The sequence below is a fragment of the Photobacterium sp. J15 genome, from assembly GCF_963870815.1.
Taxonomy (GTDB): domain Bacteria; phylum Pseudomonadota; class Gammaproteobacteria; order Enterobacterales; family Vibrionaceae; genus Photobacterium; species Photobacterium marinum.
This window is the reverse complement of the sequence record NZ_CAWMUI010000001.1, coordinates 1348831-1364805: the sequence shown is the minus strand read 5'-3', so window position 1 is coordinate 1364805 and position 15975 is coordinate 1348831. Positions and strand designations below refer to the sequence as shown.

General features: G+C 46.7%; 13 protein-coding genes. 8 read left to right on the top strand and 5 right to left on the bottom strand.

What is annotated here, in order from left to right:
- The first annotated feature begins 366 nt into the window (after positions 1-366).
- A complete protein-coding gene (locus tag AACQ93_RS06480) occupies positions 367-936 on the top strand; it encodes an LON peptidase substrate-binding domain-containing protein (RefSeq protein WP_007462262.1) in 570 nt (189 codons plus the stop codon).
- A 127-nt stretch (positions 937-1063) separates the two neighbouring features.
- On the opposite strand, the gene AACQ93_RS06475 is transcribed toward AACQ93_RS06480, so the two are convergent.
- Positions 1064-1429 (bottom strand): thiol-disulfide oxidoreductase DCC family protein, encoded by a 366-nt coding sequence (locus AACQ93_RS06475; RefSeq protein WP_064603008.1) that lies wholly within the window; start codon positions 1427-1429, stop codon positions 1064-1066.
- Positions 1430-1926: 497 nt separating this feature from the next.
- Between AACQ93_RS06475 and AACQ93_RS06470 the strand changes: the two genes are divergently transcribed.
- The 5 genes from AACQ93_RS06470 to AACQ93_RS06450 all read left to right on the top strand — a co-directional run bounded on the left by AACQ93_RS06470 (position 1927) and on the right by AACQ93_RS06450 (position 7625).
- On the top strand, positions 1927-3507 hold the full coding sequence (locus tag AACQ93_RS06470; RefSeq protein ID WP_064603006.1) for an L-lactate permease: 1581 nt from the start codon (positions 1927-1929) through the stop codon (positions 3505-3507).
- Between the two features lie 105 nt (positions 3508-3612).
- The gene (locus tag AACQ93_RS06465; RefSeq protein WP_064603004.1) at positions 3613-4332 is read left to right on the top strand and encodes a (Fe-S)-binding protein; all 720 of its coding nucleotides are present in this window, start codon (positions 3613-3615) and stop codon (positions 4330-4332) included.
- A 12-nt stretch (positions 4333-4344) separates the two neighbouring features.
- Positions 4345-5754 carry a LutB/LldF family L-lactate oxidation iron-sulfur protein gene (locus AACQ93_RS06460; protein WP_007462254.1) on the top strand — a complete coding sequence of 470 codons (1410 nt, stop codon included), beginning with the start codon at positions 4345-4347 and terminating at the stop codon, positions 5752-5754.
- Between the two features lie 37 nt (positions 5755-5791).
- The gene (locus AACQ93_RS06455; RefSeq protein WP_064606528.1) at positions 5792-6547 is read left to right on the top strand and encodes a LutC/YkgG family protein; all 756 of its coding nucleotides are present in this window, start codon (positions 5792-5794) and stop codon (positions 6545-6547) included.
- A gap of 175 nt (positions 6548-6722) precedes the next feature.
- Positions 6723-7625 (top strand): LysR family transcriptional regulator, encoded by a 903-nt coding sequence (locus AACQ93_RS06450; RefSeq protein ID WP_064603002.1) that lies wholly within the window; start codon positions 6723-6725, stop codon positions 7623-7625.
- A gap of 100 nt (positions 7626-7725) precedes the next feature.
- On the opposite strand, the gene AACQ93_RS06445 is transcribed toward AACQ93_RS06450, so the two are convergent.
- A complete protein-coding gene (locus tag AACQ93_RS06445) occupies positions 7726-9639 on the bottom strand; it encodes a pyridoxal phosphate-dependent decarboxylase family protein (RefSeq protein ID WP_157097517.1) in 1914 nt (637 codons plus the stop codon).
- Positions 9640-10234: 595 nt separating this feature from the next.
- Between AACQ93_RS06445 and AACQ93_RS06440 the strand changes: the two genes are divergently transcribed.
- On the top strand, positions 10235-10918 hold the full coding sequence (locus tag AACQ93_RS06440; RefSeq protein ID WP_007462243.1) for a GntR family transcriptional regulator: 684 nt from the start codon (positions 10235-10237) through the stop codon (positions 10916-10918).
- Between the two features lie 152 nt (positions 10919-11070).
- Here the strand turns inward: AACQ93_RS06440 and AACQ93_RS06435 are convergent, their stop codons facing one another.
- The 3 genes from AACQ93_RS06435 to mlc all read right to left on the bottom strand — a co-directional run bounded on the left by AACQ93_RS06435 (position 11071) and on the right by mlc (position 14603).
- Positions 11071-12585 carry an AGE family epimerase/isomerase gene (locus AACQ93_RS06435; protein WP_369808738.1) on the bottom strand — a complete coding sequence of 505 codons (1515 nt, stop codon included), beginning with the start codon at positions 12583-12585 and terminating at the stop codon, positions 11071-11073.
- Positions 12586-12859: 274 nt separating this feature from the next.
- The gene (locus AACQ93_RS06430; protein ID WP_064602998.1) at positions 12860-13144 is read right to left on the bottom strand and encodes a hypothetical protein; all 285 of its coding nucleotides are present in this window, start codon (positions 13142-13144) and stop codon (positions 12860-12862) included.
- Between the two features lie 244 nt (positions 13145-13388).
- Positions 13389-14603 (bottom strand): sugar metabolism global transcriptional regulator Mlc, encoded by a 1215-nt coding sequence (gene mlc, locus AACQ93_RS06425; protein ID WP_064602997.1) that lies wholly within the window; start codon positions 14601-14603, stop codon positions 13389-13391.
- Positions 14604-15049: 446 nt separating this feature from the next.
- Here mlc and queE point away from each other — a divergent pair, with 446 nt between their 5' ends.
- Entirely contained in the window at positions 15050-15718 is a 669-nt protein-coding gene (queE, locus tag AACQ93_RS06420) for a 7-carboxy-7-deazaguanine synthase QueE (protein WP_064602994.1), read from the top strand.
- Positions 15719-15975: the final 257 nt, after the last annotated feature.

Genomic DNA, 15975 nt, shown 5'->3' with positions numbered 1-15975 from the left:
ATAATCACTAATATACCCAAGTAACCTCAACATGCATGATTCAGAGTGAGTCCAGCATGTTCAATTCAAGGAAAATGAGTGTAGGAATGACGAGTCCTTTCAAACTCATTTGACATAGAAGTGGGCATGCTGGCTCACTCCCATAGGGCGAGCTTTATTGGTTCTTATACTGTGTTGGTGATTTTCAACGTAGAGAAACTATGTTTTCGAATCACCGCCTTGTCTAAGAACCAATAAATTCTCGCTGAAAATGCATCTTGAGGCCACTTGGGTATATAACGCCATGCTGATTATAAGGCTTTTGTAAGTGATGAGTCCTCAGCATGGTTCCGCAACAGCGACATAACGTAAATAAGGCTATGAACTATGCAGTTACCCCTTTTTCCGTTACAGCTATATTTGTTGCCGGGCGGTATCAGTAAGCTGAGGATCTTTGAACCTCGGTATACTCGCCTGGTCAAATTAGCAATGGCGTCCGGTGATGGTTTTGGTCTTTGCATGAAAGATGAAGACTCCCTTTGCCATTTCGGAACTCGCGCCATCATTACAGACTTTGAACGCCTGTCCGACGGCCTGCTTGGCATCACAGTCAAAGGCGTTGAAAAATTCGTTATCAACGACCATTGGCAAGAAGATGATGGCTTAAGGTTCGGAGAAATAACCTTAATGAAAAACTGGACACCAACCAAAACCCGGTTTGCAGACAGAGGGATATCAAACAGTCTCAAAGCCCTTTTTGAAGAGTTTCCTGAGCATTCAGACAACTACCCGCTCCCCGACTTTGACGATATGACTTGGGTCTGCCAGCGCTGGCTTGAATTACTTCCTTTAGAAACCAACCAAAAACAATGGTTCATGAGCCGAAGTGATCACAGAGCTGCGCTGTCTTTTCTGCACAATATTATCGACGAGCAATACAAACAAGAAGCTGAGTAACACCTACTAATGTGCAGTTTAAAAGCACAGTAATAACCGTAACATCCAGTCAACTCAATTTATGTCGAGGATGTGCTGTTTCACAATGACATAATTGAGCGCAGGTAAAATCCAATAAACCTCAATATCACCCTCGCCCTTCACGAGCCAGTCGCTGATCTATATGTTGCCGATACCACTGAGATACCCAACGCTTTAACGGCGGAAACTGCAAAAACCATGTCACAGGCTTAAGCCACCACACTAACCTGAGCAAAATTATGTAGGCGTCAAGTTCACGATAGACAACACCGTTACAGTCCCGGACATGCAACTCACGTAATGCCAGTGCAGGATCAATATCTATACCCCGCAGCTCGTCATCCTTATCAGTTATGTCAAACCATTCAATTTGACCGCTTCGTTTTCCCAGCCATTGTTCAAACCTAAATCTGTCCCTGACACAGCTTTCACATGAACCATCATAAAAAACTGTTACACAATGTTTATTCATCAGCTTATACCACGAGTTTCCAGATTGTCTGCTCTTCACTTAATTTTAGAAAAAGAAGTACATAACAGGACGTAAACCGTGACTTTTGTTGTTAACTTACGACATTTTGCACAAACACAATTGATAACCATTTTTATTTACAAAAAACAGCTGGAAAATTAGCTATTTTCTCATCAATTGAATTGATGAATTATCGGGAAATGATTGTTTCCAATACTGAACCAATGAAAAGAAATCTCGTTTGCAAACAAAGATAAGCAACTGATTTTATTAAAATTGGTCAAGAATTCAATTTTAACATTTAAATACCTGTCACAAACAATTCATTTGTCACACTAAGTGTGAGGAAAAAACAGATAGCCAGATTTTTTTTCCCCCCTAGAATACTCCCCCCACAACGTCGGCAGGAATTACTTAACAAGACCGACACATAAAAATAAAAAAATAACACCAAAAATTAGACGTTCCGAACATCTACCAATAAAGTGGGATAAACAATGCTGAACCTTGCAATATCTGTAGTGCCGATTTTGCTGCTCATCTGGATGATGACCAAAAAAGATGCCCTACCATCACACATCGCGCTACCCGTTACCGCGTTAATCATTGGCTTACTTCAACTCTTTTACTTCGGCTCAGATCTGACCCTGATCTCTGCCAATATCATCGCCGGCGCCCTGTCTGCTATCACCCCAATTTCTATTATTGCCGGTGCAATCCTGCTTAACCGTGTTATCGCACTTTCTGGTGCAGAAAACGTAATCCGCCAGTGGCTGGAAGGTATCAGCCGCAACCAGGTAGCACAGTTGATGATCATCGGCTGGGCGTTTGCCTTTATGATCGAAGGTGCATCTGGCTTCGGTACTCCGGCTGCTATTGCCGCACCTATTCTGGTCGGCCTTGGCTTTAACCCACTGAAAGTTGCCATGCTGGCTCTAGTAATGAACTCTGTACCAGTCTCTTTCGGTGCAGTAGGTACACCAACCTGGTTCGGTTTTGCCAGCCTGGGACTGGATGAGAATACCGTACTTGAAACTGGCCGCCAGTCAGCGCTGCTGCACTCTATTGCTGCGTTCATCATTCCGGTAATCGCACTGAAGTTTGTGGTGAACTGGCAGGACATCCGCCGTAACATTCTGTTCATCCAACTGAGCAGCCTGTCTTGTACCGTACCTTACCTGCTGTTTGCCCAGTGGAACTACGAGTTCCCGTCACTGATCGGCGGCGCTATCGGTCTGACAATTTCAATCATGCTGGCACGCTTCAACGTTGGCCTGGAAACACGTGAAACATCAATCAAAGATAAAGTAGAAGCGATTCCGTTTGGTACGCTGCTTAAAGCAATGAGCCCAACTCTGCTACTGATTCTTATCCTGATTGTCACCCGTATCCAGCAACTGGGTATCAAAGGCATGCTGAACGACGCAACGCCGCTGTTCAACCTGAACCTTGGCTTTGCCGACCTGAGTGTCAGCCAAGCCCTGATCATTAAACTGAGCCACATTCTGGGCACAGATACAGCATGGGCATACAAGACACTGTATGTACCGGCACTTATCCCGTTCCTGCTGGTTGCTCTGATCTCTATCCCTGTACTGGGTATGAAAGGCGAAACAGCCAAGCAAGCATTTACTGAAACGGCAAGCCGCATCAAGATGCCATTCATCGCACTTGTTGGTGCACTAATCATGGTTAAGTTCATGATGATGGGCGGCGATAACTCACCAATCATGACCACAGGCCAGGCATTCTCTGACCTGATGGGTACAAACTGGCAGTGGGTTGCTTCCTACCTTGGTGCACTGGGTGCATTCTTCTCAGGTTCAGCAACTGTATCGAACCTGACTTTCGGTGGCATCCAGCAAACCATCGCTCAGACAGTTGCACTGCCTGAAACCACCATTCTTGCCCTGCAATCTGTTGGCGCTTCAATGGGTAACATGGTTTGTATCAACAACATCATTGCCGTTTCGACAATTCTAGGCATTGCCAACAAAGAAGGCTTCATCATCAAGCGTACCGTTGTTCCTATGGTGCTGTACGGTGTGATTGTCGGTCTGGCTAGTGCCTTTATCTAAAAATAAACAAAACTTACTTCTGTAACCCTGGTACAGCGTGATCACTTCACGCTGTACTCCGTAGAAAATTATAAGCAACGGTTTAACCGTCACTGGAGCAATATCATGAAGGTAAACTTTTTTGCCACCTGTCTGTGCGACACAGTCAAGGCCGAGGTTGCCAAAAAGACTGTCGAGCTACTGGAGCAGCTTGGCTGCGAAATCATCTTCCCTGATAAACAAGGATGTTGTGGCCAGCCTTCATTGAACAGCGGCTATATTGAAAGCAGCAAGCCAGCAATGAAACAGCTGATCACTGCTTTCGAAGAAAATGATCACCCGATCGTCTCTCCAGCCGGCTCTTGTGCCGCCTCTATCAAGCGCTACCCGGAATACCTGGCTGATGAGCCGGAGTGGGCAGAACGAGCACAGAAAGTTGCTGACCGCCTGTTCGAACTGACTCAGTTCATCGTTAACGAGCTGGGTGTAGAAAACGTCGGTGCCCGCTTGGAAGGCCGTGCAGTTTACCACCCTTCTTGCAGCCTGATCCGCAAGCTGGGTGTACGTGAAGAACCTCTTCGTCTGCTGGCGAATGTTGAAGGTCTGGAAATGCTGCCTATCAAGAACCAGGAAACCTGCTGCGGTTTCGGTGGTACTTTCTCTGTCAAGATGTCTGAAATCTCAGGCGAAATGGTGAAAGAAAAAGTCCACCACATCATGGATGTTGAACCTGATTACCTAATCGGTGCTGATATCAGCTGCCTGATGAACATCGGTGGCCGTATGAGCCGTGAAGGTCGTCCGGTAAAAGTTCTGCACATCGTTGATGTCTTGATGAGTCGCTAAGAGGACGTTGTTATGTCGATGAAAACCAGCAATATCAAATTTAAAGACCGTCTTGACGTTCAGATGAAAGACGACTTCATGCGTAAATCTGTAGCAAACGCTCAGGAGCGCATGTTTACCAACCGTGCCAAAGCTGCTGAAAAGCTGGGTAACTGGGAACAGTGGCGCGAAATGGGCATGGACATCCGTAACCACGTTCTGGAAAACCTGGATTACTACCTTCACCAACTGAGCGAAAACGTTCAGAAGAACGGTGGTCATGTATTCTTCGCCCGTACTGCGGAAGAAGCGACAGATTACGTAGAAAACATCGTTAAGCAGAAAAATGCCAAGAAGGTCGTTAAATCCAAGTCGATGGTGACTGAAGAAATCGGCCTTAACAAAATCATTGAGCGCAACGAGTGTGAAGTGGTTGAAACCGACCTTGGCGAATACATCCTGCAAGTGGATGACTGCGATCCACCATCGCACATCGTAGTACCGGCACTGCATAAGAACCGTATGCAAATCCGTGACGTGTTCAAAGATAAAATCGGCTACGACGGCTCTGATGATCCGGAAGAACTGACTCGCTACGTTCGTAACTACATCCGCCACGATTTCCTGGAAGCTGACATCGGTATTACCGGCTGTAACTTTGCCGTTGCTGAATCCGGCACGGTAACCCTGGTGACTAACGAAGGTAACGCCCGCCTGGCTACCAGCCTGCCGAAAACGCACATCGCCGTAATGGGTATGGAGCGTATCGTTCCGTCTTTCGAAGAGCTGGACATTGTTGTCAGCCTGCTGTGCCGCAGTGCTGTTGGTCTGCCTCTGACCGGTTACGTAACTGCCCTGACCGGCCCGCGTGAAGACGAACACTGTGACGGCCCGGAAGAATTCCACCTGGTTATTATCGATAACGGCCGCTCAGATATCCTGGGTTCAGAGTTCCGCGATATCCTGCGTTGTGTACGTTGCGCTGCATGTGTGAACACTTGTCCGGCATACCGTCATATCGGTGGTCAGTCTTACGGTTCGATCTACTCTGGCCCTATCGGTGCCGTACTGTCGCCACTGCTTGGCGGCTACGACGATTTCAAAGACCTGCCATACGCTTGTAGCCTGTGCCGTGCATGTCACGACGTATGTCCGGTTAAAATCCCGCTGTCTGACCTGTTGCTGAAGCATCGTCAGAAGATGGCGGAAAGCAAACAAACACCGCTGATGGAACGCGCAACTGTTGGCGCCTTCAACTTCATCAACGCACGCCCACTGCTGTGGGACACAACGGTGAAAGTTGGTGCAACAGTGGCCAGCGGCCTGATCCGCAACGGTAAACTGCCTGTGAATGTTGGTGTAAGCGCGTGGACTGAATCACGTGACCTGCCAGATCCTGATGGTCAGTCTTTCCGTAGCTGGTTCAAAAATCGCAAGGGATAAGGGGTAAATTATGGCTAACAACGACTCAGTACAAAATATGGATCAGCAAGCTGATCAGCGCATCTACAACCGCGACAGTTTCCTGAACAACATCGCAGAAAAACTAGGCCGCGAGCGCAAAACAACACCTGTTGAGCGCCCGGCTCTGAAGTACACTTGTCACCACGAAGTAATGGCAGACAAGAGTCAGGAAGAGCTGAAAGCCGAACTGATTCATTACACAGAAACAGCCCTCGGTGCCCGTGCGATTGAAACCACTAAAGCCGAACTGAATGCAACCCTGAAATCGGTTTGTCTGCACTACTGCAACAACGAAGAAGAAGGTGAAACCGACGGCGAAGGCGAAACCATTCTTTCGGCAGATGAACGTCTGCTGGCAATGCTGGATCCGTCTGAACTGGCGACAGAAAAACATACTGTGTATGTATGGAACCAGGCTGCCGGTTACGAGCCGAACATCGAGATTGCTGAGCGTGCAAAAGTCGGTGTGGTATTTGCCGAGCAGGCACTGGCTGAATCAGGCACTATGGTGCTGTACAGCAACCCGGCTCAAGGCCGTGCTGTCAGCCTGCTGCCTGAAGCATCTGTGTTTGTTGTTCCGCAAAGTGCGCTGGTTGCCCGTCTGACTCAAGCGACCGCAGCCCTGCATGAAAAAGCCAAGAATGGTGAGCGTATTCCTTCATGCGTTAACTTCATCTCTGGCCCGAGTTCAACGGCAGATATCGAACTGATCAAAGTTGTGGGTGTTCACGGCCCAGTGTACGCGACCTACATCATCATCAACGATATGTAATCCGTTCGTCCTGATTGTTAAAAGCAATCTCCACTGCCTTGCTTTTTATAAATTAAGGGACGGTGGCTCAGAAATGACACCGAAAGATGCAGCCGTAATGGCTGCATCTTTTTTATATTTCTGCCACCACTACATTCACCTATAATGCGGTGAGTTTCGAGGAGTATGCGTTGCTATGCCAAGCATTGATGATCTAGTTTTATTTACCCAGGTAATAGAGCACGGCTCGTTCAGTAAGGTGGCTGAACTCAATCAAATGACCAAATCCGTTATCAGTAAGCGTATCAGTAAACTGGAGACGGAACTTGGCGTTCAGTTAATCTACCGGACAACCCGTAAGCTCACCCTCACCGAGCCGGGTGAAATCCTGTATCACAGAGCGAAAGATATCCGCCCTGTTGCTCAGTCTGCTTTCGATGCGGTTACCGGATTCAGCGAAAGCCTGTCAGGCCATATCCGAATGTCAGTACCGACTATATCCGGTGAGCTTTTGCTGGCCGAAGCCGTATCTGACTTTTGCCAGAAACATCCCGGCATGACCGTCGATATGTCGTTGGATAACCATTTTGTCGACCTGCTGTCGGAAAATATCGACCTGGTGATCCGTACCGGATATCTCGAAGATTCCAGCCTGATTGCCCGCCATATTTTCAACTCGCGCTGGGTGATCTGCGCTTCTCCGGAATACCTAGAAAAGAACGGTACACCGACATCGCCGAAGTCCCTGCTTCATCACAACTGTCTGGGTTATAACCAGCAAAGTACCGGACCGTTTGACTGGCAGTTTATCCGCAACGGTGAGCTCTATACTCTCAAAGTGGCCGGAAACTTTACCTCCGACAATGCCGCCGCGCTGCGCAAGTCGACCCTTGCCGGTAACGGCCTGTCTTACCTGCCGACTTGCCTGATTTATGATGATTTGCAAAAAGGCGAACTGATTGAAGTGCTGCCGGATGACACCGGCAAAGTCGTTGGGATCTATGCGGTTTACCCTTACACCCGCAAACCGGCAAAACGTATCCAGGCGCTGATTGAGCACATCCGGGAAAGATATCTTGTGATTCAGGATCGCTTCTGATCAGATTGATCAGATGCCAAATGAAAATAAAGAGGCGGCTCCGCAAGGAGACGCCTCTTTCTGTTTTATAGCGAATAATTCAGAACCTGTAGTGCTTCTGTTAAGCCGCGCTGTGTGACATGGCTTTTTTATTTTCCTCGTCCACAATCTCAGTCAGGATCTGAGTGAAGATATCACGCAGGTTGCTCCAGTACTGGCTGAAGCGCATCTCATCACGCAGGAACGGCGTCATAATGGCTGCTCGCAGAATATAAACAGAACCTTCCTTCTGCCACTCTTCATCAGTAAAACCACGCAGGCTGGTGTACGCACACGGTGTATCGCCGTATTCGTCAACACTCAAAGACGTCGAAGAGGTCAGGAAATCTTTACTGTATGCACGACCTGAAGCATAAGAGCACAGCTCATAAATACGCTGGTTCAGGCTGTTATGATCCGCCAGGCTGTCATTGCCAATTTCCTTGATAGTGAAGTTAACCATGTGGAAATCCGGATGCATCAGCGGACGAACTTCAAAGCTGCGTCCCTGTATCACAAACGGTTCAGCAGTAGCCAGCTTGCTGGCAAACCAATCAGCAGTCACAATCCCGCGACCGATAACGTGACCATAGCCGGTAATGTTAAGCGGAACCAGACGGTGTGCAGCCCAGACCGCAGCAGCGGCTGCACCGGCTTTAGAACCTTCCATAATGGATGAGCCCAACATCACTGAATGCTCGTCACCGCTATCTTCTCCGGCTTCCTCAAACACATACGCCGCATGATAAGAAATCAAATCAACGATGCGTTTGTCTTTCATGGTGATGGCACCGGCAGAGTATTGGATATAGCCTACTTTATGCGGGTCCACGGTAATGGAATCCACTTCAGACATGGCTTTAAACGCATCGTAAACATCACGCTTCGGCCAGACCACACCTTCAGGAACGATCTCACTTTCACGATATGCCGCCACCAGCGCATCGTATTCCATGAACTGATCATTCTCATCCAGGAACATAGAGCGGACATAACCGCCATAAGCCGCATCAACATGGATGAAGAAGGAAGAACCGAATTTCTCCTCACACTCTTCGCGCAATTTCAGCACTTCATGAACAGCATCAACGGAGCCTTCTTCTGTAGTACCCACCACTGAAACCATACCCAGAATCGGTGTCCCCTCTTCCATCAATCTCAGCGTAGTTTCACGCATCTTCTGCACATCGGTACGGTAATTACCATCCACATCCAGCTGGACAATATTTTCCTGTCCGAGACCCAGCAGATCCATCGCTTTCAGCCATGAATAGTGCTTTGAACGCGGAACAAGCAATTTACCCAATTTGCCCGGCTCAACGCCGGCACCACGGACAGACAGCTCTCTTACTTCTTCGAAAATACCGCGCTTTTTCAACTCATCGGTCAAATCAAGCACATCGGTCGGCTTCATATTCAGCAGCTGGTGCTCAGTCATACCTGCCACCAAATCTTTTGCACCTTCGTGGCGTGCTATCGCCAATGGCATAGACTTCAAGTTACGGGCAACCCAAAGACCTTCATAGTTGGCAACCGTACCGCCGGAAGTAATATGGCCCCAGGATTTACTGACATCAAAGCCGAACATCCGGCATAAATCCTCACCGGCTTCCAGTTCTAAATCGGTGGTCACAGGCGAGGCTTCCACAGCACAGTTGTTCTGGTTGTATAGCATCGTCATTACGTACGCCAGGTGCGACACCATGAAAGTATCAGCATTCATATGGCCAAGGTAACGCGGTGAAAACCAGGGAACAGATTTATTCTTCAGGCGGGAAGACAGGTCACGAAGGATACCTTCGGTACGGTATAACGTATCGCGAAAATCGGGCTGATGCTGGGCTCGAGGCGTCACAAGCGCTGAATCTTCCGGATGGAAACCCGAACGCCAGTGCATGTGCTCGGTGATGGCGTACTCCATCATCTCTTTATAAAAAACCCGGTTTTCAGATTTCGGCCCCAGGAAAAGAGCATCAACATTCACTTCTTTGTTCATAATTAAACCCATACTGTGATCGTTTGGAAAACCAATGAAATAACTAATGAACCCGTACTCGAAGGCCCCTTTTCTCTACACTGCTTCTGATACAGATGAAAACACCGTACTAACGGCGAACATCCGAAAGTGACATGATCTGATCGTTTTTAATGTGTATTGGGAAATGTCTGCTGTCACAAATCTGCAAGCAGCGATGACAATGATCATGACCAATTAACTCATGGCTTTTATTAACTCAAAGCACTATAAAATCGATATTTTTCACCCTATTGAACAAAAATCGATTTTATAGCAATAATCGACATTTAGATATGCAACATAAATTATATTTCGCTATTGAAGCTGCTAAGAATGATTGAAATGTGTACCTGATCACTTATTTTGCAGATTAATCGACCAGATACTCACTGGCATAGAAAAATGCGATCAGGCGCTGATTGATAATGCGACTGACCTTATTGACATCAAAAGCCTGCAATATGATAGTTATCTGGTTGAAATATATTATTAAATAGAAGCAAACCAACATATCCGCAGCATCATGACCAGCTGAGTCCCGGTGACGGAATTGATGGAGCAAAGGAACAACGCAATGAGTGACATCAGCAAAGATAAATTTGCGACCTTGAGTGATCGGGTACAACATCAGATCCGCCACGATATTTTATGTGGTGAGTTTGAAGCCGGACAGAAACTGGTTCTCAATGAACTCAAGGAAAAATATCAGGTCGGTGGATCACCATTACGCGAAGCTATGGTTCAGCTCAGCTGGCAAAAATACGTAGTGATGAAGCCGCAAAAAGGCTTTTGGGTTGCGGATGTGTCGTTGAATGAACTGCGTGAAATCCTCAAGATCCGCCGGGCAATCAGTGGCGTAGCCCTGAAGAATGCCATTGAACATGGCGGTGAAGAATGGGAGTTATCGATTCTTACTGCTTACCATAAACTGAGTCGACTGGATCCATCCTCACCTGATTTTGACTACGACGAGTGGGAGCTTCGCCACAAAGAATTTCACTTGTCACTGATCCGCACACCGGGCACCGAATTTACCTCGGATCTGATGTACTACATTTATGATCAACAGGAACGTTATCGTCAGTTTCTGCTCAATGAGGCTTTTACTTCCGAACAGCAATATCATGATGATGGTGAGCACGAAGCCATAATGAAAGCAGTGCTTGACCGTGATGTTGAGCTAGCCCACCAGTTGCTAATCCAGCATACCGAGCGCCTTTACCACATTCTTGAAAAGCTGCTGGAAAACAAAGACTGAATGAAGCCAATCATTTCCTTTGACTAAACGATTGAGATAAGTACAAAACCGGCTATTTCCCGAAAGACTGAGGAAATAGCCGGTTATCATTTTTGCTTCAACGTTCTTCCCGTATACAAGCGCTGTATACGAGAAACATTCACCAGAGACGATTAAGGACGAATATTCTGGTAGTTCACGGCCACTTTGTACAACCCGCCAAAACCTTCTAATTGTTTACCTTCTTCGATTTTTGTTCGTTCACCGTGGAAATAATATGGCTGCAACTTACCGTTATAGTCGGAAGGCAAAGCATAGTACAAACGCGCCTGTTTATTGTAAGCCGCCTGCGAGCCTAAATAGCCAACCAGAGCATGCTCAAACTGGTGATAGCCATTGCCCCACTGGAACTGCTTGGTAGATTTAGGGTTCATCCCTACCCCGCCATACTGATGATCAACCCAGACATCGAAATACTGATTCAGCGTGTAATAAAGCTGTTTGTTTTTCGTACCCGGCTTAAGCATGTTCAGTGTATATGCGGCCTGATCCAGTTCCGCCCACTGCCATGAAGAGATATACCAGTTGTACTTACCGCTGCGCCAAGTTGGAATTTCCTGCAAGTCTTTCCATTGGCTATACAGGCCTTCTGATAATAATGATTTAGCCTGATCGTTCTGAATCCCGTAAGCCGCCCGCTCAAGGGTAATATTCATCCCTTCTTTACCCAGTTTTTCCCAATCTGGCTGATTGAGATAACGGCCGACCAGGTAAGTCATCCAGTAAGCTTTAATCGTATGTCCGTAGTCATTGTGGCGGGCATCCGGCATTTTTACCGCCGGATGGTGAATCGCACCAAAGAAGCGCTGTTCATCTTTTGAATGGAATTGCAGCACCATTTCACGAGTCAGCCAGGTAAGATCATCTCGCCATTTCTTCTGGTAAGGCTCTGGGAGCAAAGGTGTTACAAGTAACAGATACGCATTAATCTGATCCAACTGGGCAACCAGTTCCTGCTGCGTACGGTATTGCTCATCACCATCTTCTATCACCCATAACAACTGGTTGGTCGCCTTGTCGCGATACTTATCGAAAATAAACGCCTGCTGCTCAATCAACGCCTTTTCAACGTCAGGATCGCGGGTGAGGTAGTAATAGAAAGCCAGACCGACAATAGCATATGCCTGATCCTGAGAAGTGCGTTGCTGCCATTTCAGGCCGGCTTTACCATCCTGACGGAAGCTGATCATCCCACCGTGTTCGCGGTCTCTCAGCTCTGACAACAAATAATCCACCCCGGCCTTAGCCAGTTTCAGCGCTTCGGGATCACCCGTCATATGGTAAAGCACCCCGTAGGCATAAACCTGCCGTGATTTCATCCGGGTATAATCACGACCAAAATTACTGCGGATCCAGCCCTGATCCAGCTCTCGACACGGCTGTTTTACATTCGGCAGTGAACCGTCATCACAGCGAAACGTCGGGAAATTCCCGATCGGTGCCCCCTTAGCGGTATCCATCAACCAGTAAGGAGCCAGGCCCTGACTGGCATGCTCCAGCCATCTTTCTCCTGTTGGTAAAGGATAAGTCGCAGATGGCTGCTCAACAGAAACCTGTACGCCTGTTACCTGCTGTGCCATTACCGTTGCAGATCCCCCAATCCACAAGCTCAGTCCCAGCGCCAGCATCTGCCTAGGATAATTCACATTCATAGCCAACCTTTTTGATAACTCATTAAAAATATTAAATAAATATAATGATTTACGTTTGCACATACTGTTCCGGATATCACGGCTTATCTCAATCATGCTTGTGGCTGATATCTGGCACCTTCAATACCAAGAGCAGGAAAAATAGACATTTCCTGCCCGACTGAACTGCGCATTCCGGCTATTTTTACTTGTTTATCGTTCACAGTAATTTTAGGTAACCACCAGTTATGGCCACACTCATTCTTCTTCGTTACTTTTTATTTCGCTTGAATGATGACTTCAAAAGATGAGTAACAGACATAACAAGAGCAGTAACAGGGTTAGCTGCGCTATATTCTTCTAATGGGTAAATAAAGCCTGATAAGAACTTATCGATTGCTTCCTTGTCACTTTCTGCGTGAATATAATCTCCATCAACCTCAAAACCCTGATCAATTAACTGCTGTTTTTCCTTCAAAAACGTTTCTGAATCAGAGCGAAGAAATGTATACGCCTTACGATCAGTGTTCGGCTTAATAAAGAACTGATATTTCATAAACACTCCAGTCTATTTGACGTAACTTTTTAGAAAATGCAACTCAATGAATATATCCTTTAAAATATATTCGCTATACAAAGAAAGAGAGAATTTCTGGCAGGCTTCAAATAAAATCGCTTTGGTTTCAAAGCACTATAAAAAAACAAACCATGATATACAGGCACAAAAAAACCGGACCTACTGTCCGGCTTCATAGAACCTTTGATACGTACAATTTTCGCTACATTGCACGGAGCAGAGCCTAACCGTCTATCAGCTTCATCAGCAAATGACCGTCATACATTGCCTGCTTAACCAATGCAGCTCCCGGCATGGTGGCCTGGGTATAAAAACTGCTTTGTTCAATCACCAAGTCTTTATTATAAACAGGCAGCGACTGGGTACGGATACATTCCATAATAGCCGGGTAAAGGACACTTTGAGCACGGTTAAACTCACCACCAATCAAAATCTTTTCCGGATTAAACAGATTAACCATAATCGCTATGGCCTGACCAAGGTTATGGCCCAACTCGACAATAACCTGTCTTGCCAGCGTATCGCCTTCAACGGCGGCATCACAGATCTTCTCAATGGTTACCACTTTGCCATGCAGCACTGAAGGATGACCTTCACGCAGGCGCTGCTCTACCTGCTCCATCACCGCATTAAGGCTGGCAACCGTTTCCAGACAGCCGTGATTACCACAGTAACAACGTTTGCCGTAAGGCTTAATTTGAATATGACCTAACTCACCGATATTACCGATACGTCCCTGCAATACCACATTGTCGAGAATAATACCGGCACCAACACCATGATGAACCGAAATCAGGATCGAGTTTGCCACATCTCGCGAGTTACCGAATAACTTCTCAGCCAGTGCCCATGAACGGGTGTCATTACCGATAAAAACAGGTAAACCTGTCGCCTGATGAATTGCCGGGCCTAACTCCATGTTATGAACATCATAATGCGGCATCTGAATCACAACACCACTCTCAGTATTGATCAGCCCCGGCAGAGAAACTGCAATAGCGGTAATGCGATCCAATTCATCGACATGCCGAACAAAGAAAGCATCGATTTCAGTCAGAAGCTTATCCAGCACTTCATCCTGATTGAAAACATTCACATCCTGACGTTCTTCAACCAGGATATCGCCACCAAGTTCATGCAATGCAATCGTCAGGTAGCCCCGTCCCAATCGGGCAGACAGAAACTGCCAACCTTCATTTGCCGGAACCAAACCGATAGCCGGACGACCGCGACTAGTCGATTCCTGATACGGCATTTCCTTTATTAAATGCGCATCAATTAACTCACGGGTAATTTTGGTAATGCTGGCAGGTGCCAGCAGGCTACGCTTTGAAAGCTCAATGCGGGAGATCGGGCCATACTGATCAATCAGTTTATAGACGCTGCCGGCATTATTTCTTTTTATGTGATCAATGTGACCTGGCTGAGCGACGTACATGCCATTACTCCCGAGAAACTTAGTGAATTAATAATAGATCCGAAATGAATTTTTTTACTTTGCGAAGTAATTGTGAAGCCAATTGTATCAAGGACGTGATACTCATCACGAGTAATGAAACGAATAACATACTTTTTGTGCAGAAAACAACGTTTACTCCCCAATCAGCCCATGATTTTTTTATGAGCAAAATTTAAATATTGCGCCTATCTGATGACAAAATGTTGCCACAATCAGTAACTTCCTACTAATTCCATCATTACAGGCAATGTCCCGATTCTTTCAATTTTATCTAATTGAGGGCAAACCCACCAAAAGTGGTCCCTAGGGAGCCTCGTAGGCCTACAGAGCAGAAGACAATCGCTGATAGTTTTGACATAATGGCCTGCTGCAATTTTGCAGATGAGTTATCGCAAAATGATGTTTAATTCGCCACGAGGTTAGCGGTGTACAAAATTAACGAAGTCTTTGAAACCATCCAGGGTGAAGGTGTCTTTACCGGTGTTCCAGCCATTTTTGTCCGTTTGCAGGTTTGCCCTGTTGGTTGCGCATGGTGTGATACCAAACAAACCTGGACGGCAGAACCACAGGACTTTACTTCGCTGGAAGAAATTATGGCGAAAAAAGCAGATTCACCGCTATGGACCAAGCTGGATGCGCAAGGCATTGTTCAGCTTCTTAAAGATCAGGGTTATACCGCGAAGCATGTTGTGATCACGGGTGGTGAACCCTGTATTTATGATCTTGTTCCGCTTACCGAAGCACTTGAAGAAGCCGGTTTCCGCTGCCAGATCGAAACCAGTGGCACATCTGAAATCAATGCAACTACTGACACTTGGGTGACGGTGTCACCAAAAATCAACATGAAGGCTAAATTGGAAGTACTGCCTGTTGCTCTTGAACGTGCCGATGAAATCAAACATCCGGTCGGCACTGGCAAAGATATCGAACAACTGGATAACCTGCTGGAAGGCGTTAATCTAAAATCTGATGTGAGCATTGCGTTACAACCAATCAGCCAGAAACCAAGGGCGACAGAACTGTGCATTGAAACCTGTGTAAAACGCAACTGGCGCCTGTCTATCCAGACTCACAAATACCTGGCAATTGCTTAATACACGCTCGATGCTTCAATCACAACTGCGGCCACCCTATATCTAATCGGCCGCAGTGTCATCTCTTTCGCTCACGACTCACTTCCACTCCTTGCATCTCGCATCTCCAATACTCCCCCTGGAACAAATCTTCCCTCAAAATAATGCGTGATTGACAAAATTTTCTTAAATATTGGATCCCTGAACTATGTCCGAGACAACGCTCCTGCTTTAACACAGCCAATTCCCCGTCCCCCTATACTGACCGAAAACAGAAT